Origin of the sequence: Arthrobacter sp. KBS0703, assembly GCF_002008315.2 — a bacterium.
In the GTDB taxonomy this organism is placed as follows: Bacteria; Actinomycetota; Actinomycetes; order Actinomycetales; family Micrococcaceae; genus Arthrobacter.
Genome location: NZ_MVDG02000001.1, coordinates 755843 through 775188, shown reverse-complemented (window position 1 = coordinate 775188; position 19346 = coordinate 755843). Strand labels below are relative to the sequence as shown.

Here is a 19346-nt window from a genome sequence, read left to right as displayed (position 1 = left end):
GTCCAAGGGACCTAAGGGTCAATGGTCCTAGGGTCAAGGGTGTGATTCCCACGCCTAGGGCCGCGGTGCGGCAAGGGCTGCCGCGACAATGCTCTCCAGTTCGGCCCCAGACGCCAGGTCATGGGGGCGGACCACCTGGTTGTCCGCAACGTAATAGAAAGCGGCCCGCACCTCGTCCAGCGGCACGTCCTTGAGCCGCGCCCAGGCCAGCCGATAGACAGCCAGCTGCACGCTCTTCGTTTTCAGCTGCCCGGACGACGGCCGCCTGCCGGTCTTCCAGTCCACTAGGTCCCAGCAGCCGTCGGAGTCGCGGAATACGGCGTCGATCCGTCCGCGGACCACGACTTCACCGATGCGGGTTTCGACCGGCACCTCGACGTGGGCCGGAGACCGGTGTGCCCAGGGGGATTCCCTGAACGTGGCCACCATGTCCTCAAGCCCGTAAGCCTCGTCGATGTGGTTGTCAGATCCGGGGGCTTCATCGATGTCCAGCATGCCTGCTGTTCCGAAGTACTCCTCGACCCAGGCATGGAACGCCGTGCCCTTGCGGGCTGACATCCCCGGTTCGCGCGGGACGGGTCTCCGGAGGCGCTGCAGGACAGCCCCGGGATCCTCCCCGAGGTCAACGAGCGTGGATGCGGAAATGTGCCCGGGCAGGTGGACGTCCCGGCTTTGAGCACGGCGGGCGCGGCGCTCCAGGAGCAGGGCGGCCTCCCGCGCCCAACCGGCGGCGTAGGGACGGAGCGGAGTTCGCGGCCGGTCCGCGGGATCCGGCTGCTCCGGCTCTCCCTCTAAGGCCAGCTCCCGGATAGCCGATATTTCGGTCCGCAGCCGGACCGCGGCGGAGTCCATGGCCGCCCGCCGGCCGGGAACGAGCCGGAGCCGCTTGCCGGTGCGCGGGTCAACAGGGCCCTCGAGGGGATCGTACGGCCAGACTGCGACCTCAAGGTCGCGCGTCAGGGGACTTTCGTCCGGCAGGGATTCCTCCTCCACCGAGCCGGGGTGGATCTCGGCTGCGGCGTCCTGTGCCGGACGGGCGCCTCCGGCGGTTCCGATGCCGGCGAGCGGCCCCAGCTCGGCGAGGAACGGCGACATCTCCGCCATTCCGCTGCGGCCACCGACCCACGCTCCGCTGGAAACCCAGAGGACGTGTTTGGCCCGCGTGTAGGCGACATAGGCCAGCCGCCGTTCCTCGGCTTCGCCGTGGGCCTGGACGGCGCCCTTGAAGTCCTTCTCGGCGTCCAGCCACCCCTTCTGGTCCGGCTGGTCGATATCCCATTGCGGAAGGTCGGCACGGTCGCCGCGAAGGGGCCAGGGCAGTGCAGCGGAACCGCTGCTCCACCGGGAATCACGGCTGCTCGGGAAGGCTCCGGCGTTGAGGCCCGGAACAAAGACCACGTCCCATTCGAGCCCTTTTGATGCGTGCACGGTCAACAGCTGGACAGCCTCATGGTTGACGTCTGCCGGGGGAACGTCCAGGCCGCCTTCCTCGGCGGCTGCGGCTTCGAGCCATGACAGGAATGCGAGGACGTCCACGCGGTGGGACGTTTGCAGGAATCCCGCGGCCGCGTCCTGGAACGCATCCAGGTTCCTCCGCGCGTGGTGGATGCTGAACCCGGGACGGGCTGCAACCTCGATGTCGAGCAGCATTGCTCGCTCCACCTCCCCGAGGAGCGTGGTCAGGTCCTCCCCCAGCAGTCCGCGCAGCTGCCTGAGTTCCGTGCCCAGCCTGTGCAGCCGTTCCCGAGCGGGGGCTGTCAGCGTGCGGCCGTGTGCTGACGTCCAGCCCTCCTTGGGCAGCCAGTCCAGGGCCTGTCTCTTATACACATCTAGATGTGTATAAGAGACAGCATCGGTCAGGTCACCCTCGATGACGACGCCGACGGGCGGCTCGTCCGTCCCGCCCGCGGCCGCGGCATCGGCCGCGCTCTGTCCGCGGCGCCGCGCAAGGAACGCCGACCAGTCTCGAAACGCCATGAGGTCGGCGGTGCCGATCCGCCAGCGTGCACCGGCGAGCAGCCGCATCAGGGAATCCGACCTGCCGGGGTCGGCGAGGACCCGGAGCGTCGCCACCAGGTCCACGATTTCGGGCGTGTCCAGCAGGCCGCCGAGACCCACGATTTCATAGGGAATGCCTTGGGCCTCAAACTCCCGCCGGATGCACTCCATCTGGGCGCGGCGGCGGCACAGCACTGCCATGGCCGGCGGAACAGGCGCTGCAGTTGTTGATGGCTCGAAATCGGTGACCCGGTATTTGAGCAGGTCCCGTGCGATGGCGGCGGCTTCGTCCTCGTCCGTGGCGAAGCGTCCAAGGATTACCCGGCCCTGAACTGCGGCCGGACTGGGCTGCAGCGGCGGCACCTCGACGGACGCGGCTGAAGCCCGTTCTCCGGCGGGACCCGCCTGAGCGGCAGCGGCGCTCAGCGGAGCCGAAATGACGTTGGCCGCCGCCAGGATGTTCCGCCCGTTCCGCCAGGCGGTGGTCAGGTAGGAGGTTGGGGCCGGGCTAAACCGGGCCTGCCCTTCCTCCCCGTCATCCAGCCGGACCGGGAATTCGCTGACAAAGTGGAACAGCTGGCCGGCGGACGCGCCGCGGAAGCCGTAAATGGACTGGTTGGGGTCGCCTACGGCCGTGACGGCGTGGCCGTCTCCGAACAGCCTGGAGAAGAGGACCAACTGCGCGTGCGATGTGTCCTGGAATTCGTCCAGAAGCACCACCCTGTAGCGTTGGCGTTCCATCTCCGCGGCGAGGGTAATCTCGCGGGCCACCCTGGCGGCGAGCGCCACGAGGTCGCCGAAGTCGAGGGCCCCCCGGCCCCTTTTGGCCTCGGAGTACCGGCCCACGAGCTCCGCAACGCTGGCCCGCGTGCGCAGCATGGCGCCCAGTTCACCGGCGGCCTGGCTCGGGTTCTTCTTGGTCTCTGCCACATAGGGCACCGCGTCGAATTCGGCCAGCCGCTGCATGAGCCAGTCGTGAACCTCGGCCGGGTCCTGGAGATGCTCCGCGCACTCACCGGCGAGCTGAATGACGGCCTTGACGAGCGTTGACTTGGCTACCCGGAAATGCGAATAGTCGCCGTCGAACGCCTCGACGACCTCGGTTGCCAGCTGCCAGGCCTGGGCGCCGCCCAGCAGGACGACGTCCCGTTCGATGCCGAGCCGCAGGCCGTAGTCGGACACGATGCCGCTGGCAAACGAGTGGTACGTGGAGACCTTCGGTTCCAGCGCGTCGGCGCTGAGCAGGCCGGCCGGGAACAGCGCGTTGCCGGCGTCGGCTTCCGCGATCCGCTGCAGCGACGCAAGCTTCGCCCGGATGCGGCTTGCCAGTTCACCCGCGGCTTTGCGGGTGAAGGTGACACCGAGGACTTCTTCCGGCTTTACCCAGCCGTTGGCGACCAGCCACACGACGCGGTCGGCCATGGTGGCGGTCTTGCCCGATCCCGCCCCGGCAATGACAAGCCTGGGGGTCAGCGGCGAGGAGATGATGGCCGACTGTTCGGCGGTGGGCAGGTTCTTCTCGCCGAGCAGGAGGGACAGCTCTTCGGGGCTGAACCTGGGGGCCGGAACGTCTGCGGGGCGGCTCATTCGGTAACCTGCTTGCCGCGTGCGCACAGGGGGCACACCTCCGGAAGGCGGCAGCCGTGGCCGCCGAATCCGCTTTTAGCGGGATCGTGCCTGGCTTCGAACTCATGGCCTGACATCACGTCGGCTGCCTCCTTGACCATGTCCAGCGCCCAGTTCTCCCCCGGATCAAGGGGCTCCTGGTGCTGGACGCCCGGGCTCTTGGCGGTGGTTCCCAGCTGGGCAAGCACCGCACCGCCGGGCTGGGCGTCCCCGGTCACGCCCACGGAATTGCTGAAGCCACCGGCGAGGACCGCGGCCTGGTACGCGCCAAGCTGCGGATGGCGGCCCAGCTCAGCCTTGCCGGGCTGCCTTTTTCCTGTTTTGAGGTCCACAATCACCAGCCGTCCGCGGGAGTCAATCTCGAGCCGGTCCACCTGGCCGCGCAGGACAGCGGATCGTGGGGCGTCACCTGCGGCGCCGTCCGGCAGCGGATCAGCGGCGGTTTCGGTCAGCTGCACCTCAAAGTCCTGCTCCACGCCGACAAGGCGCCTGCCGTCGCTGCGCATGGCAAGGATGTACTGCGCCAGTTTCCGGACCATGGCTTCGGCGCGCCGGAAATCCAGCTTTCCCTCCCAGTTGTCTTTCATGCCGAGGGACGGCCACCGCTTTACGAGTTCGGCGAGGTATTCGGCCCCGGAGGCGTCAGGGAGGTCCTGGGCGATCGCGTGAACCAGCGTGCCGAGGCTTCTCGCGAAATCTGTGGCCGCTTCACCGCCTGCAGCCTGGACGAACCAGTCCAGGGGCGATTTCTGGACGGACTCCACCTTGGAGGGCGAAACGTAGACTGTCCCGCCGGGGGGCACCACCCGCTCCTCGGAGGACAGCGGGGCCAGACCCCACCAGGTATCCGGGTGCGCTCCGGGCACGGGCGGATCCGCCATGGCCAGGCGGGCCAGGACACGGACGGCCTCGTCCGATTCCGCAGCGGACCGGTCAGCAAGCTGCGCGTGCTGGCGCAGTTCGGCCACAAGTGCCCTGAGGGTCATCGGCCTCTCCACCGGCGTGAATCCCCTCGCGTCCTGGTCCGGCATGAGCGGGGCCACGTAATCCAGGAATGAAGACGGCTGTTCGTCTTCGGAAGCCACGGCCGTGCAAATCAGCACTTCCTTGGCCCGGGACACCGCGGTCGAGAAGCTCCGGAGTTCGTCGTACCGGATCTCCCTGAGCCGGCTGAGCGGACCCCGTTGGAGTGCGTACTCCACCCCGTGTTCAACGGCATCGGCGAAGAGCGTGCTCCCGAGCAGTTCCCCCCGGAGCCGGGTGTTCGGCCAGACGCCCTCCTGGAGTCCGGCAACAATGACCAACGGCCATTCCCGTCCGGCGGCGCTGGCAGGCGTCATGAGCTCGACGGCGTCGTCAACCTGCGCGCGGGCCGCGAGAGTGTCCATGGGGAGCTCCTGGTTGAGCAGGTACTCGAGGAACTGATCCGGCCCGGACCCCGGCATCTGGTCGACGTAGCGCTCGGCGGTATGGAACAGGGCCATCATGGCGTCGAGGTCGCGGTCCGCCCTGGCCCCCACGAGCCCTCCGGACAGTGCGGCGGCCGTCCAGCTTGCGGCAAGACCGGTCGAGTGCCACAGGGCCCAGAGGACGGTTTCGGCGTTGGCGCCAGGCAGGGTGGTGGCCCTCCGGCCGGCCTGGATCATCCGGGCAACGCGCCGCGCCGACCGTCCTTCAATCCCTAGGGAACCGAGGGCGCCGGGCTCGAGAAGTGCTTCCACGAGCAGTGCGTCGCTGGAGCGTCCGCCTCCGCCCAGGATCTCTTCGCGGCGCAAGGACTGGCGCAGCCTGCGCAGTTCCAGGGATGTTGCTCCGCCGATCCGGGACGTCAGCAGCGACACCGCGGATTCCGGGGTGAGGACGTCCGGATCAAGGACCACGGCGTACGCGTCCAGTAACGGACGAACGGCCACTTCGTCGCGGACGGCCGACTCCGCCACGGGAATCCGCACCGGGATTCCCTGGCCCGACAGGTAACGCTGCAGCTGGCTCAGTTGGCCGCCGTTCCGCACGATGACGGCCATGTCCGCCAGTTCACGGCCGTCGTTGACCTGGGCTTCAAGGATCCGCTGGGCAACGTACCGCAACTCATGGACAGCCGACGGCAGCAGGTGTGCCTCGACGGTCCCGCCGGAGTTGCCTGCGGGGCGGACCCGGGGGTCGCCGGTGTCGGGCCGGCGGTGGGCGTGTTCGCCGGCAGCGTCTTCAGCGGGACACTGATCGAGCCGGCGGGCCAGTTTCCCGCCCGCGCGCAGCGAGATCCGGTCCGCAACGCCAAGCCACGCCTGCGCCACGGCGGGCCGGTGCCGGTGGGCGTACCGCAGCGGCCTTTCCAGTGCGTCCTGGCCGTCCCCTCCCAGCAAGCGGGGAAGCTCGGCGACGAGGTCTGGACGGGCGCCCCTGAAGCCTTGGACAACCGTGTCCGGGGACGACGCCACGAAGACGTCCTTCCCCGCGGCGATATCGGCCAGCAGCTCAAAGACCGCGGGGTTGGCCTCGTGGATGTCGTCAACAAGTATGAGCTGGAGGCGTTCCCGTTCCGCCGCCAGGAACGCCGGCGAATCCTGGAACAGCTGCCGCGCGGCAGTGATGATCCCGGCGGGATCGAAGGCCTCGGGCATGCGCAGATCGAGGACGTCGCGGTATTCGGCATACAGGGCCGCGGCGGCGGTCCAGTCGGGGCGGCCGCATTCGTGTCCAAGGTCAGCAAGGTCCTCGGCGGTCCGGCCGGACTCGATGATCCGGTCAAAGAGCTGCCGGACTTCCTGCCGGAAGCCGCGGGTGGGCAGCGCGGCGTCGAGATCGGCAGGCCACGGCAGCCCGAGGCCGGGAAGTGCGTGACCGTCCAGCAGCTCCTTGATGATGAGGTCCTGTTCGGGACCGGAGAGGAGGCGGGGCGCCCGGGGCAGCGGCAGGATGCCTTCCGCCTTGGCGCGCCTGATCAGGTCGAAGGCATACGACGCCCAGGTGCGGGCCGGCGTGGTGCTCAGGCTCCGGTTCAGCCGTGCCGTGAACCGGTCCCGCAGGGTGTCCGCGGCCAGCCTGCCGGGCGCAAGGATGAGGATCCGTTCGGGGTCAACCGAGTGCGCCTCGACCCTGCGGACCGCCGCCTCGATGAGGACGGTCGACTTCCCGGTGCCCGGTGCGCCGGGCACCAGCACCGGTCCGGCCCCGTGCGGGACTTCGACGGCGGCGCGCTGATCCGCGGACAGCACCGGTACGGCATTGTGGACCTGGCGCGGCGGCAGAAGCCGGAGGCCGGACCCGGGGGATACCGGCGCGCCGGCGGATTGATCCTGGCGCCCGGCCGTCGCGGAGAGGGTGTGGGACTGGGTGATTGTTGCGGTCACTGAGACATTCCATCATCCGGCACTGACAATCTTGGCAGCGACGCTTCCAGCTGTTCGGAGATGGCGTCCAGGGCGGCAAAATCGGCGTCGGAGGGCGCCCACCGCGCCGCAGGCAGATCCACCCGCCAGCGGCCATCGCCCGTCCGGGCGAACCGGAGGAAATCGCCGCGCAGCGGCGTTCCCTCCCGCAGGTAGAGCTGCAGGGCCTCGGCTTCCAGTCCCTCCGGCGCCAGGCCGCTGGCCCTGAGGACCCGCCACCACGGGACCGCGCTGCCATAGTGGCTCATCACGGAGCCGACCTGGCGCGGACCGCCGGCTCCGAGAAGTTCGGCGACGTCCCCGTATGCCACCGCCGAGCCGGACGGAATAAGCTCAACGACAGCCAGCACCGCCTCCACATACTCCGTCCGCATCGTTCCAGACTAGCGGCCGGCCGTCGGCGCAGCGGGCCCGGCGCGCGGACTCGCCGACAGGCCCGGGGCGTGCGCCAAAACTGTCGGTGCCACCGGGTAGCGTGGAGCCATGAGCACTTGGAACACCCTCCCCCGGGCCGCCTTCGACCTCGAAACCACCGGACGCAACTCCCGCGCCGCGAGGATCGTCACGGCTTCTGTGACCCTGGTGGATGCCTCGGGAAATGTCATCCGCGAACACGAGTGGCTGGCAGACCCGGGCATTGAGATTCCGGCGGAGGCCAGCGAAGTCCACGGAATCACCACTGAGCATGCGCGAAGCCACGGCCGGCCGGCGCCGGAGGTCACCAGGGAACTCGCGGCCGTGCTGCAGGAACTTTTCGACGACGGCGTCCCGGTCATCGCTTTCAACGCCAGCTACGACTTCACCGTCCTGGCCGCCGAATCCGCTCGCTACGGCGTACCGCAGCTGAGCCGCTTTCCGGTCCTGGATCCCTACATCATGAACAAGCAGGTCGACCGCTACCGCAAGGGAAAGCGGACCCTGACGGCACTCTGCGAAGAGTACGGCGTCGACCTCGAGAACGCGCACACCTCCGCCGCCGACGCCCTGGCCACCCTTCGCATGCTCGACGCCATGGCGGGCAAGTTCCCCAAGCTCAGGCTGCCGGCCAGCCACCTGCACCAGCTGCAGGTGGACTGGGCCGTCAGCCAGGCGGCCGACTTCCAGCAGTACCTCCGCAAGACCAAGCCCGCCGCCGTCATCGAGGGCGACTGGCCGGTGCTGCCCCCGGAAGACGCCAGCCGGGGCGATTTCTAGGGGCCGGTTCCGGCAGCCTCTACAGTCCAGTTCCACCCGGCGCAGGAGGCGGCGGGCCGGCCCGCGGCAGTGTCTCCACGCGGCGGCGCTGGGACAAAGATCACAGTCCGCGGCCTAAGCCTCAGCGGACTCACAGCCCGGCAGCAATTCAGCAAGGGCGGCGCAGTCCGTCCACCACGGCCCCGCAGCACGGCCCCGTCCGCTGAGGATGCGGCAGAAAGCGCGCCATGCCGAACATTCTTCGGAAGTGGATGCAGATTCTCGGCGCTGACATAATTTAGTTCAGAAGCGCGCTTGTGCTATGCCCTGCCCAAGCCCTACCGCCTGAGGATAAATGATCACAGTTACCGACCTGCGCAAGGTCTACCGTCAGGGGAAAAAGGAAGTGGTGGCCCTCGACGGGGTATCCCTTTCGGTCCCCAAAGGCTCTATCCACGGCATCATCGGCCATTCGGGAGCCGGGAAGTCCACGCTGGTACGGTGCCTGACTCTGCTGGACCGCCCCACGTCAGGTTCGGTCAACATCGACGGCACTGAGCTCAGCTCGGTGCGCGACTCCGAAATCCGTGCGGCGCGACGCCGGATCGGCATGGTCTTCCAGCACGCCAACCTGATGGATTCCCGGACCGCGGCAGGCAACGTGGCCCATCCGCTGGAGCTGGTGAAGACACCCAAGGACCAGATCCGGGCGAAGGTGGCTGAGCTGCTCAAGCTCGTGGGGCTGGAGGGCTTCGAGAACGCCTATCCGTCACAGCTCTCCGGTGGCCAGCGCCAGCGGGTCGGCATCGCGCGCGCCCTGGCGTCCGATCCCGACGTCCTGCTGTGCGACGAGCCGACGTCCGCCCTGGACCCGGCCACCACCGATGAAATCCTGGACCTCATCCAGGACCTCACCCGGCGCCTTCAGCTCACCGTGCTCATCATCACCCACGAGATGCACGTGGTGAAGCGCGTCTGCGGCTCGGTCTCACTCCTGGCCAAGGGCCGGGTTGTCGAAGCTGGCGAACTGGCGGAGGTAGCGGCCGAACTCGACAGCAAGCTCGCCCGGGCCCTCCTTCCGCTGCCAGCCTCGGAACCGATCAAGGGTGCGCTCCAGGCCGGCCCCGTGCTGGAGATCCTCTTTTCCGGCGAAAGCGCCAAGGAACCCGTCCTCACAGGCGTCGCCCGGCACTTTGACATCGACCTGAATGTCCTCGCAGGAAGCGTGGAAACTCTGGGCGGCCAGCAGTTCGGGCACCTGCGGGTCCAGCTGGCCGACAACGTCGATCATGCCTCCGTTGTGGAGTACCTCCGCGATCGCGGGATCAGCGCGAAAGTGGTGGACGCCGCCGTCGTTCCGTCCGACCCGGATGATTTTCCGTCCGGAACGCCTGACTTCGCCGCCGAGACGGGAGACCTCAAGTGAACGAAATCTTCAGCAACCCGGTCATCGCCAAGGCACTCCCCGAGGCGATCATTGAAACCCTGCAGATGGTGGGGATCTCGGGGTTCTTCACCGTCCTCGTCGGACTGCCGCTTGGCGTCTTCCTGCACGCCAGTGCCCCGGGCGGGCTCCGGCCCATGCCCGTGGTCAACAGGATTGTCAGCGACATCGTGGTCAACATCACGCGGTCCATCCCCTTCGCGATCCTGATGGTGGCCCTGATCCCCCTGGCCCGGCTCCTGGTGGGCACGAGCCTCGGCCCGGTGGCTGCCTCAGTCTCGCTTTCCATCGGAACCATTCCGTTCTTTGCCCGCCTCGTTGAGGCCTGTCTCCGGGATGTCCACCACGGCAAGATCGATGCCGCCCAGGTCATGGGATCCACCAGGATGCAGGTCATCAACAAGGTCATGCTGCCTGAGTCCCTGCCCGCACTCGTGGCCGCAGCAACCACCACCGTGGTGACCCTCGTGGGCTACAGCGCCATGGCCGGCCTCGTCGGCGGCGGCGGGCTGGGAAAGCTGGCCTACAACTACGGCTTCCAGCGCTTCGATGTCACAGTCATGATCGTCACGATCGTGCTGATCATCGTCCTGGTCCAGGTCATCCAGCTCACGGGTGAGTGGATCTCCCGGAGCCTCGACCACCGGTAACCAACAACCCACCGGTAACAAACACCGCCAGAAGGCGGAACACCCCCAAGACTTCACGCAGCGAGTAGCCGCTCTCTGCATCTGAACGGATCCACCGGCCACGCCGTCGGGATCCAGGCTATTTCGAAAGGAACGCATCCGATGCGTAAATCTCTAACCCTCCTCGCCACCGGCATCGTCACCGCCCTGGCACTGACCGCCTGCGGCGGTTCGCCCGCGCCCAGCTCTGCAACCCAGACCCTGGATCCGGCCAAGCCCGCGACCCTCAGCGTCGGGGCCAGCCCGGTCCCGCAGGCCAAGATCCTCGAATTCATCAACCAGGACCTCGCCCCGAAGGCCGGCCTCAAGCTGGACATCAAGGAGATCGAGGACTACCAGACGCCCAACACCGCCCTGAGCGACGGCTCGCTGGACACCAACTACTACCAGCACCAGCCGTGGTTCGATGACCAGGTCAAGACCAAGGGCTACGACTTCGGCCACGGTGCCGGAGTCCACATCGAGCCGTACGCGGCCTTCTCCGAGAAGGTCAAGGACATCAAGGACATCAAGGACGGCGCCAAGGTTGCCATCACCAACGATCCCTCCAACCAGGTCCGTGCGCTCCGCGTCCTGGAAAAGGCAGGTCTGGTAAAGGACATCAAGGACGACAGCTCCGTGGTCGCACTGACCGATGCGCAGAACCCGAAGAAGCTCAAGTTCTCGGAGAACCAGCCGGAACTGCTGATCAACGACCTGAAGGACCCCTCCGTGGACCTGGCGCTGATCAACGGCAACTTCATCCTCAAGGCCGGCCTCAGCACCGACAACGCACTGGCAGTGGAGTCCACGAAGGACAACCCGTACGCCAACTTCCTGGCCTGGCGCACGGAGTCGAAGGACGACGCCCGCATCAAGAAGCTTGAGGAGCTCCTCCACTCCCCCGAGGTCAAGGCCTTCATCGAGAAGGAATGGCCCAACGGTGACGTGACTCCCGCCTTCTAGGCCGGGCAGCACAACGGCATTAAACAACTCTGGCACCCGCCGCGGCGGGTGCCAGAGTTGTTTAATGCGGGTCGCTTCGCCCTGCGGTGCAGGACTGAGGAACGACGGCGGGTCAGGCCTTCGCGGCGGCGGCAGCTTCAGCCGCGGCAGGCAGCGCTTCGAAGATCCGGTTCATGGCGGCGTCGTCGTGTGCGGCGGACAGGAACCAGGCCTCGAAGACGGACGGCGGGAGGTACACGCCGGAGTCCAGCATGGAGTGGAAGAACGGCGCGTAGCGGAAAACGTCCTGCTTCTGCGCGTCGCTGTAGTTGTGGACGCCCCGCTCCGACGTGCCGAACGCCACCGAGAACAGGTTTCCGGCGCGCTGGATCGAGTGGTCGACGCCGGCCCCGTCCAGGGCTGCGGAAAGGGCCGACGAGAGCTCGAGTGAGCGCGCGTCCACGAACGCGTAGACGTCCCGCGTGGCGTGCGTGAGGGTGGCCACGCCGGCAGCCATGGCCACCGGGTTCCCGGACAGCGTGCCCGCCTGGTAGACGGGCCCGAGGGGTGCGAGGTAGTCCATGACGTCGGCGCGGCCGCCGAGGGCCGCCGTCGGCATGCCCCCGCCGATCACCTTGCCGAAGGTGAGCAGGTCCGGGCTCCACTTCTCGGCTGCGTCCGCTGCCCCGCCCGTGAGCCCCCAGTAGCCGGAGTAGCCGGTGCGGAACCCCGTGAGGACCTCATCGATGATCAGCAGCGCGCCGTGGGCGGCCGTGATCCGGGAGAGCCCCGCGTTGAAGCCGTCGCCGGGGGTGACTACGCCCATGTTGGCCGGTGCCGCCTCGGTGATCACGGCGGCGATGTTGGGCCCGTGCTCGGCGAAGGCTGCTTCGACGGCGCCGAGGTCGTTGTAGGGCAGCACGAGCGTTTCGGCGGCAGTGGCGGCCGTGACCCCTGCCGAACCTGGCAGGGCCAGGGTTGCCACGCCGGAGCCGGCCGCGGCAAGCAGTCCGTCAAGGTGGCCGTGGTAGCAGCCCGCGAACTTGATCACGAGGTTGCGGCCGGTGAAGCCCCTGGCCAGCCGGATCGCCGTCATGGTGGCCTCCGTGCCGGTGGACACCATGCGCAGCCGCTCGACGGCGGTCACCCGTTCCTTGACGATCGCCGCAAGGTTAGCTTCGTCAGGCGTCGAGGCGCCGAAGGACAGGCCGCGGTCGACGGCGGCGTGCACGGCTTCGAGGACGGCCGGGTGGGCGTGGCCGAGCAGTGCCGGGCCCCAGGAGCAGACGAGGTCAACGTATTCGTTGCCGTCGGCGTCGGTCAGGTACGGTCCCTTGGCAGAGACCATGAACCGGGGCGTGCCGCCCACCGATCCGAAGGCGCGGACCGGGGAATTGACGCCGCCTGGCATGAGCTGGCGGGCGCGGTCAAAGAGTTCCTCGTTGCGAGGCATGCTGGAGGTCATGGTTCCTATTCTTTCAGTCGGCGGGCCGCGGCCCGGACAGCAGCTCGGCCACCCGGGGTGCCACTACGGTGCCGAACAGTTCGATGCAGCGCATCATGGAGCTGTGGGGAAGGGTCCCGTTGCTGTATTTGAGATCGAAGCGGTCAACGCCCAGGTTCCGTTTGAGCAGGGCGATCTTCTGCGCCACCGTCTCGGGTGAGCCCACGTACAGGGCACCCTCCGGGCCGCACATGGCGTCGAATTCCCCCCGGTTGCCGGGACCCCAGCCGCGCTCGGCCCCGATCCGGTTCCGCTGCGCGAGCCAGTGCGGGAAGAGTTCTTCGCGGGCTGCCTCGTCGGTGTCGGCGATGAACCCCGGCGAATGGGTGGCGATCTGCTGCATGGGGTGCCCGTACTTGGCCATCGCCTCGCGGTACAGGTTGACCAGCGGGGCAAAGGCGCGGGGCTGGCCGCCGATGATGGCGAAGATGATGGGATAGCCGTACTCCGCGCAGCGCAGCACCGACTCCGGCGTGCCGCCGACGCCGATCCAGGTGGGAAGCAGGTGGTGTTCCAGGGGCGGGAAGACGCTCAGCCCGGTCAAGGGCGGCCGCGTGCGGCCCTCCCAGTGGACGGGCTTCTGCGCGCGCACCTTGTCGAAGAGCCCGAGCTTCTCCTCGAACAGGACCTCGTAGTCCGCCAGGTCGAGGCCGAACAGCGGAAAAGATTCGATGAACGAGCCGCGGCCCAGCATGACTTCCGCGCGGCCGCCGGAGAGTGCGTCCACAGTGGAGAACCGCTGGAAGACCCGGACGGGATCGTCCGAGCTCAGCACGGTGACAGCGGAACCGAGCCTGATCCGCGAGGTCCGGGTTGCGGCGCCGGCAAGGAACACCTCAGGAGCGGACACTGCGAAGTCGCGGCGGTGGTGCTCCCCCACGCCGAAGGCATGGAGCCCGACGGCGTCCGCCAGGACGGCCTGCTCGAGCACCTCGCGCAGCACCTGGGCATGCGGCGTCGGCTCACCGTCGCTCCCGACGCCGACGTCACCGAACGTGTTCAGGCCCAGGTGGATCTCGTCCGGCCCCACCGGGGCAGTGGGCGACGCTGCGGTTGGTGACGCGGCGGACTCCGGCATCAGGACTCCTTCAGCCAGCCGGCGAGCTCACTCGCCCAGTATGTGAGGACCATATTGGCTCCGGCGCGGCGGATGCCCAGGACCGATTCGGTGATGGCTGCACGGCGGTCGATCCAGCCGTTGGCGGCCGCAGCCTCGATCATGGCGTACTCACCGGAGATCTGGTAGGCGGCCACCGGGACGGGGCTCATGTCGGCGACGTCGGCCAGGACGTCGAGGTAGCTCATGGCCGGCTTGACCATCACCATGTCCGCCCCTTCGGCGAGATCCAGCTCCACTTCCTGGATGGCTTCCCGCCGGTTGGCGGCGTCCATCTGGTAGGTCCGGCGGTCCCCCTTCAGCTGCGAATCGACGGCTTCCCGGAACGGGCCGTAGAACGCGGAGGCGTACTTGGCGGCGTACGCGATGACCGCGGTGTTGACGTGGCCGGCGTCCTCGAGCGCGTCGCGGATGACGCCGATCTGGCCGTCCATCATTCCGGAGGGTCCCAGCACGTGCGCGCCGGCGTCGGCCTGTGCCACCGCCATCCTTGCGTAGATGTCCAGGGTGGCGTCGTTGTCCACATAGCCGTCGCTGTCCAGGACGCCGCAGTGTCCGTGGTCCGTGAACTCGTCCAGGCAAACGTCGCTCATCACCACGAGTTCGTCGCCGACCTCGGCCCGGACATCGCGGATGGCCTTGTTCAGCACGCCGTCGGGGTCCAGAGATGCCGTTCCCTCGGCGTCCCGGACGGCCGGTATGCCGAACAGCATGATGCCGCCGACGCCGAGTTCCACGGCTTCCGCGGCGGCCCGCTTGAGCGTCTCCGTGGTGTGCTGGACCACGCCCGGCATGGAGGCGATCGGGTTTGGTTCCGTCAGGCCTTCCCGGATGAACGCGGGCAGGATCAGCTCCGCGGGAGCGAGCCTGTTCTCGGCAGTGAGCCTGCGCATAGCGGGGGTGGTGCGGAGCCGCCGTGGGCGGTGCTGCGGAAAACTCATGTCCTGTCCTTCACTGGGTGCCTGGTGCTGATGAATGGATGTCTGGGGACCCGCTATGGGAACGGGTGCCGGCGGCCGGGGCTTTGTCCGGTTCGGGGTGCAGTGCACGGATGACTGCGTCCACGAGGCCGTCCGGCGTGGCTTCACGCGCTGTGGCCGCCACCGTCAGGCCCCGGCCTTCTGCCTCGGCAGCCGTTGCTTTTCCGATCGCCACGAACCGGCAGGCCCCCAGCGGGGCGAGCTCGGCGGAAATGCGGCGCGCAGCGCCTGTCTCTTATACACATCTAGATGTGTATAAGAGACACGACGGCGGCCACGCCGCCGGACGCTACCGCTCCTTTGGCGGCGTCGGGTGTGAGCACCGGCAAGCTGCCGCTCCCGGCACCGGTGTTCATGGCGGACGACGCGAGGCGGCGGTCCCGCGCGGCCGGATAGTCCACCGTGTGATAGGCCACCACGGTCCGGACCCGGGCGCCCTTCGCCTCGAGCCCCCGTGCCAGGGCGGGAGCCGCGATGTCAGCCTGCGGCAGCAGGACGTCACAGGGTCCGCCCGGCCACTCGGCCGCCAGCCCGGCGGCCGAGTGCCCCTGCTTGGGGACAAAATGCACGGTGATCCCGGCGGACTGCAGGGCGTCCAGGGTCGCCGGCCCCACTGCTGCCACGCGGGTTGACTGCGGAATCCACCCGCTGAGGGCCACAGTCCGCGCCGCGGCTGTCTCTGCAAGCGCCAGGACGGTGGTGGCGCTGCTGACCACGAGCCACGCGAAACGCCCTGCACCCAAGGCGTCGAAAGCGTCATCGAGGGCGTCTTGGTCCCTGGCACGTTCGACATCGGTGAGCGGCAGCAGGAGCGGTTCGGCTCCGGCCAGCCGGAGTTCCGCCGCGAGCGTTTCCGCGCGGTCCGGGTTCCGCGTGATGAGGATGCGGGCCCCCTCGAGCGGGCGCCGCGCGCCTGGAAGTCCGGCGGGGTTGCCTTCCGGACCCTGCCGGTTCACCTGTCCCATGAGCCGATGGCCACCGACGGTCAGGACGCAGTCAGGTCAGCGATATCCGCAGCGCCCGCGGCCAGGAGAACCTCGGCGAGTTCGATCCCCAGCAGGGTCGCGCCCACTTCGGTCAGGCCGTCGGTGGCCCGCTTGTCACGCACGGACGCGGTGCCGTCCACTGCGCACACTACGGCTTCCAGGTGGAGCATGCTGCCCTTCCGGTAGGCGTATGCACCCACGGGAGCGGCGCAGCCGCTTCGAGCCGGGCCAGCAGCGCCCGTTCGGCGGTGACCGCGAGCCGGGTGTCGGGATCGTCCAGCGCTGACAGGGCCTGCGCGAGCACGCCCTGCGAGCCTTCGGTGGAACCGGCCCGGCGCGGGGCGTCGGCCGTGCGGCATTCAATGGCCAGCGATCCCTGGCCCGCGGCCGGAAGCATGATGTCCGTCTCGAGGAACTCGGTGACCGTGGCCAGCCGGCTGATGCGTTCGAGGCCCGCGGCAGCCAGTACCACGGCGTCAAGGTCGCACGATTTTCCGTCCACCACGGCCTCGGTCGTGTTGCCAGGCAGCCCTGGAACCCGGCCGAGCCTGGTGTCCACGTTGCCGCGGATATCCACGATGTCCAGGTCGGGACGGACGGCGCGGAGCTGCGCCGCCCGGCGCGGCGAGCCGGTGCCCACCCGCGCGCCCTTCGGAAGATCGGCCAGCTTGAACCCGTCGCGGGCGCACAGGACGTCGCGGACGTCCACGCGGCGGGGGTTGCGGCGAGAGTCAGCCCCGCGGCCGAGCCCGTGGGCAGGTCCTTGAGCGAATGCACGGCAACATCGCACTCGTTGCGGAGCAGCGCGTCGCGGAGCGCCGCCACGAAAACGCCGGTGCCGCCCATCTGGGACAGCGACCCGGTAAGGACATCGCCGTCGGTCCTGATGTGCACGAGCTCCACCGGGAAGCCCCCGACGGCGGCCAGCAGGTCCGCCGTCTGCTGCGTCTGGGTCAGTGCGAGTTTGCTCGCGCGGGTTCCGATCCGGACCGTCATCGGGCGTCCTCTCCCCCTGCCGGGTAGGCGTCGTGACCGGCGCCCACCGTGGTGTCCGCGCCGGCAATCGTGGGCTTCTCGCCCCGGAAATTGGCGCAGCAGCCGGGACGGCAGACGTCGTACCAGGGGCCCAGGTCGGTGGCCGCCGGGCGGTCACGGATGTTGTTGGCGACCGTGCGTTCGCAGATCAGGTCCACGAGCCCTTCAACGAAGCGGCGGTGTGTTCCGGGCGTCGGCACGCGGGTTGCGGCCAGTCCCAGTTCGCGGCACGTCTCCAGCGCTTCGGTGTCAAGATCCCAGACCACTTCCATGTGGTCGCTGACGAAGCCGAGGGGCACAATCACGATGCCCTTGACGCCCTGCTTGGACAGGTCCGCGATGGCGTCATTGATGTCCGGTTCAAGCCAAGGCACGTGGGGGGCGCCGGACCGTGACTGGTACACGAGGGACCAGGGAGCCGCGAGTCCGGATTCGGCTTCCACCCGCCGCATGACCTCTCCGCCGGTGGCCAGGTGCTGGGCCACGTACGCGGAGTCCTCGGCGAACTGGCGGGGCTCGTCGGCCGACCGTCCGGCCGCCTCGGCGTCGCGGGTGGGAATGGAGTGCGTTGCGAACAGGACGTGCACGGGCGCATCCGGGTTTCCGGCGGCAGCCAGCTGCGCACGGACGTCGGCTATTCCCGCCGCGGTGCCTTCGATGAAGGGTTCCACGAAGCCCGGGTGGTCGAAGTACTGGCGGACCTTGTCCACTTCCAACCTGCCGTCCAGGCCCGTTTCGGTGAGCGCCATGCCGATGTCCTCGCGGTACTGGCGGCAGCTGGAGTAGCAGGAGTAGGCGCTCGTGGTGACCATGAGCAGCTTGCGGTGCCCGGCGTCGTAAGCGTCCTGGAGAGTCTGCGGGATGTAGGGATCCCAGTTCCGGTTGCCCCACAGCACCGGCATCGCTATGCCCCGCGCAGCGAGCTCGGCCTCAAGGGCCGCCTTGAGCTCCCGGTTCTGCTGGTTGATCGGGCTGATGCCGCCGTTGGCGCGGTAATGGTGCGAGACCTCTTCAAGCCGTTCGTCGGGGATGCCGCGGCCGCGTGTGACGTTGCGGAGGAACGGGATGACGTCTTCCTGGCCCTCGGGACCGCCGAAGGAGGCGAGCAGCACGGCGTCGTACTCCTTGGGGGCCATCCTGCCTGCCTCGGTCACGGGGTTCACCGCCGCAGGGTCCTGCGGATTCAGCGGACTCATGCCAGGACCTCGGCAATCTCCCCGGCGGTGATCCGGCGGCCCGTGTAGAACGGAATCTCCTCGCGGACGTGGTTGCGGGCCTCGGTGGAGCGGAGGTGGCGCATCAGGTCCACCAGGTCAACGAGTTCGGGGGCCTCGAGGCCGAGGATCCATTCCCAGTCGCCGAGCGCGAAAGAGGAAACCGTGTTGGAAATGACCTGGGGGAAGTCGCGGCCCAGCATGCCGTGGTCGCGCAGCATCTGGCCACGCTCGTCCTCCGGCAGGAGGTACCACTCGTAGGACCGGACGAAGGGGTACACGCAAAGCCATTCCGCCGGCTCGACGCCGCGGGAAAAGGCCGGGGTGTGGTTCTTGGCGAACTCCGCTTCACGGTGGACGCCCATGGCCGACCACACCAGGTCGGTTCCCGCGAAGAGCTTGCTGCGGCGGATGTCGCGGATGGCTTGCTGCAGGGCCTCGGGCCTTGGCCCGTGAAGCCAGACCATGACGTCAGCGTCGGCCCGCATGGCGGAGACGTCGTAGCTTCCGCGATGGGTCACTCCGCCCTCGGCCAGGCGCGCAATCAAGGCGTCGAAATCGTCGGCAGCATCAGCGCTGCGGAGGACCTCGGCGGAGCGCTTGAATACGGTCCAGAGGGTGAAGAACTGCTCGGCTGATTCTTCGGTTTTAGTGACAGATTCGGCAGGAGTGTGGCTCATGGATACCATACTGCCCCTTCCATGCGTCCAAGTCGAAAAACTCCACTTCTACAGAGCGTAGAAGTGGGGCATTTCACAGGGACCGGCGGATTCTGACCACGGCAATGCCGGCCGCGCCCGCCAGGACCAGCAGTCCGGCACCCCACCAGACCAGCGGCGAGACCGCGCCGCCGGGCGCCGCAGCGAGAACGGCACTCTCAGCAGGCCCGCGGGTGCTGTACAGCGAGTCGGCGGAAGCCACGTTCATCGGGCCGGACAAGCCCGCCGAGCCCCATACCCCGGACGCGATTCCAGGGACGGAGCGTCCCCGAAGCCAGGGGCAGAGGACAGCGCCGAGAGGTCCGCAACCGAACCGGCCCCGCCGGATCGCCCGGGGCCGGCAGCGGGGCCGCCGGTGGCCCCGCCTGCCGGGGTGGCGCCTGCCCCGGGGATGCCGCGGCAGGCGCTGCTGCCGGCTGGCTTGCGCCGGAGGGCAGCGGCCGGGCCGCGCCGGAGCCTGCGGCTTGCGCCGTACCGCCCTGACTGGCGGCTGGCGAAGGGGCCGGACCGGAGGACGCCGGTGCGGGGACGGGCGCCGAGGTCCCGGA

The 19346-nt window shown here is 68.5% G+C and carries 15 protein-coding genes and 1 pseudogene; 5 read left to right on the top strand and 11 right to left on the bottom strand.

The features are described 5' to 3' along the window. Nucleotides 1–54: 54 nt before the first annotated feature. From B1A87_RS03700 to B1A87_RS03690, 3 genes are all read right to left on the bottom strand, one after another. Entirely contained in the window at nt 55–3585 is a 3531-nt protein-coding gene (locus B1A87_RS03700; RefSeq protein ID WP_144275712.1) for an ATP-dependent DNA helicase, read from the bottom strand. After that, nucleotides 3582–6872, bottom strand: a complete 3291-nt coding sequence (locus B1A87_RS03695; protein ID WP_260681021.1) for an ATP-dependent DNA helicase — start codon at nt 6870–6872, stop codon at nt 3582–3584. Before B1A87_RS03695 ends, B1A87_RS03700 begins: the two co-directional genes overlap by 4 nt. A gap of 98 nt (nt 6873–6970) precedes the next feature. Continuing rightward, the gene (locus B1A87_RS03690; RefSeq protein ID WP_078028062.1) at nt 6971–7387 is read right to left on the bottom strand and encodes an MGMT family protein; all 417 of its coding nucleotides are present in this window, start codon (nt 7385–7387) and stop codon (nt 6971–6973) included. 109 nt (nt 7388–7496) lie between these two features. On the opposite strand from B1A87_RS03690, the gene B1A87_RS03685 reads away from it, so the two are divergent. From B1A87_RS03685 to B1A87_RS03670, 4 genes are all read left to right on the top strand, one after another. Continuing rightward, nucleotides 7497–8207 (top strand): 3'-5' exonuclease, encoded by a 711-nt coding sequence (locus tag B1A87_RS03685; RefSeq protein WP_078028063.1) that lies wholly within the window; start codon nt 7497–7499, stop codon nt 8205–8207. Between the two features lie 334 nt (nt 8208–8541). Continuing rightward, complete coding sequence (locus B1A87_RS03680) at nt 8542–9612, top strand: methionine ABC transporter ATP-binding protein (protein WP_078028064.1); 1071 nt, start codon at nt 8542–8544, stop codon at nt 9610–9612. Next, a complete protein-coding gene (locus B1A87_RS03675; protein WP_078028065.1) occupies nt 9609–10280 on the top strand; it encodes a methionine ABC transporter permease in 672 nt (223 codons plus the stop codon). The genes B1A87_RS03680 and B1A87_RS03675 overlap by 4 nt, the downstream gene beginning before the upstream one ends. Before the next feature lie 141 nt (nt 10281–10421). Next, nucleotides 10422–11264 (top strand): MetQ/NlpA family ABC transporter substrate-binding protein, encoded by an 843-nt coding sequence (locus B1A87_RS03670; RefSeq protein ID WP_078028066.1) that lies wholly within the window; start codon nt 10422–10424, stop codon nt 11262–11264. 112 nt (nt 11265–11376) lie between these two features. Here the strand turns inward: B1A87_RS03670 and hemL are convergent, their stop codons facing one another. Genes hemL through hemB form a run of 3 tightly spaced genes read right to left on the bottom strand, consistent with a single transcriptional unit; the run spans nt 11377 to nt 14805 of the window. Further along, the gene (hemL, locus tag B1A87_RS03665) at nt 11377–12708 is read right to left on the bottom strand and encodes a glutamate-1-semialdehyde 2,1-aminomutase (protein WP_078028067.1); all 1332 of its coding nucleotides are present in this window, start codon (nt 12706–12708) and stop codon (nt 11377–11379) included. 13 nt (nt 12709–12721) lie between these two features. After that, nucleotides 12722–13825, bottom strand: coding sequence for an LLM class flavin-dependent oxidoreductase (locus B1A87_RS03660; RefSeq protein ID WP_078028068.1), 1104 nt, complete (start codon nt 13823–13825; stop codon nt 12722–12724). Further along, nucleotides 13825–14805: a porphobilinogen synthase gene (gene hemB, locus B1A87_RS03655; protein ID WP_078028069.1), complete on the bottom strand. Its 981-nt coding sequence runs from the start codon at nt 14803–14805 to the stop codon at nt 13825–13827. Before hemB ends, B1A87_RS03660 begins: the two co-directional genes overlap by 1 nt. Before the next feature lie 55 nt (nt 14806–14860). Here hemB and B1A87_RS24865 point away from each other — a divergent pair, with 55 nt between their 5' ends. Next, the gene (locus tag B1A87_RS24865) at nt 14861–15103 is read left to right on the top strand and encodes a hypothetical protein (protein WP_395940219.1); all 243 of its coding nucleotides are present in this window, start codon (nt 14861–14863) and stop codon (nt 15101–15103) included. Here the strand turns inward: B1A87_RS24865 and B1A87_RS03650 are convergent. The 5 genes and pseudogenes from B1A87_RS03650 to B1A87_RS22815 form a co-directional block, all read right to left on the bottom strand. Beyond that, nucleotides 15090–15809, bottom strand: a complete 720-nt coding sequence (locus B1A87_RS03650) for a uroporphyrinogen-III synthase (protein ID WP_313902444.1) — start codon at nt 15807–15809, stop codon at nt 15090–15092. The genes B1A87_RS24865 and B1A87_RS03650 overlap by 14 nt on opposite strands. 20 nt (nt 15810–15829) lie before the next feature. After that, a pseudogene (hemC, locus tag B1A87_RS03645) lies at nt 15830–16826 on the bottom strand (hydroxymethylbilane synthase). Continuing rightward, entirely contained in the window at nt 16823–18061 is a 1239-nt protein-coding gene (locus B1A87_RS03640; RefSeq protein ID WP_078028072.1) for a ferrochelatase, read from the bottom strand. The pseudogene hemC and the gene B1A87_RS03640 overlap by 4 nt, the downstream one beginning before the upstream one ends. Continuing rightward, complete coding sequence (hemQ, locus tag B1A87_RS03635; RefSeq protein ID WP_078028203.1) at nt 18058–18759, bottom strand: hydrogen peroxide-dependent heme synthase; 702 nt, start codon at nt 18757–18759, stop codon at nt 18058–18060. Before hemQ ends, B1A87_RS03640 begins: the two co-directional genes overlap by 4 nt. A 73-nt stretch (nt 18760–18832) precedes the next feature. After that, on the bottom strand, nt 18833–19006 hold the full coding sequence (locus B1A87_RS22815; protein ID WP_185982226.1) for a hypothetical protein: 174 nt from the start codon (nt 19004–19006) through the stop codon (nt 18833–18835). Nucleotides 19007–19346: the final 340 nt, after the last annotated feature.

Bases quoted from the DNA above. Each gene is read 5' to 3' on its own strand.
- B1A87_RS03700 (WP_144275712.1), bottom strand. From the start codon at position 3,585: ATGAGCCGCCCCGCAGACGTTCCGGCCCCCAGGTTCAGCCCCGAAGAG.
- B1A87_RS22815 (WP_185982226.1), bottom strand. From the start codon at position 19,006: ATGAACGTGGCTTCCGCCGACTCGCTGTACAGCACCCGCGGGCCTGCT.
- B1A87_RS03660 (WP_078028068.1), bottom strand. From the start codon at position 13,825: ATGCCGGAGTCCGCCGCGTCACCAACCGCAGCGTCGCCCACTGCCCCG.
- B1A87_RS03685 (WP_078028063.1), top strand. From the start codon at position 7,497: ATGAGCACTTGGAACACCCTCCCCCGGGCCGCCTTCGACCTCGAAACC.
- B1A87_RS03650 (WP_313902444.1), bottom strand. From the start codon at position 15,809: ATGGGACAGGTGAACCGGCAGGGTCCGGAAGGCAACCCCGCCGGACTT.
- hemL (WP_078028067.1), bottom strand. From the start codon at position 12,708: ATGACCTCCAGCATGCCTCGCAACGAGGAACTCTTTGACCGCGCCCGC.
- hemB (WP_078028069.1), bottom strand. From the start codon at position 14,805: ATGAGTTTTCCGCAGCACCGCCCACGGCGGCTCCGCACCACCCCCGCT.
- B1A87_RS03680 (WP_078028064.1), top strand. From the start codon at position 8,542: ATGATCACAGTTACCGACCTGCGCAAGGTCTACCGTCAGGGGAAAAAG.
- hemQ (WP_078028203.1), bottom strand. From the start codon at position 18,759: ATGAGCCACACTCCTGCCGAATCTGTCACTAAAACCGAAGAATCAGCC.
- B1A87_RS24865 (WP_395940219.1), top strand. From the start codon at position 14,861: ATGGGAACGGGTGCCGGCGGCCGGGGCTTTGTCCGGTTCGGGGTGCAG.
- B1A87_RS03690 (WP_078028062.1), bottom strand. From the start codon at position 7,387: ATGCGGACGGAGTATGTGGAGGCGGTGCTGGCTGTCGTTGAGCTTATT.
- B1A87_RS03640 (WP_078028072.1), bottom strand. From the start codon at position 18,061: ATGAGTCCGCTGAATCCGCAGGACCCTGCGGCGGTGAACCCCGTGACC.
- B1A87_RS03670 (WP_078028066.1), top strand. From the start codon at position 10,422: ATGCGTAAATCTCTAACCCTCCTCGCCACCGGCATCGTCACCGCCCTG.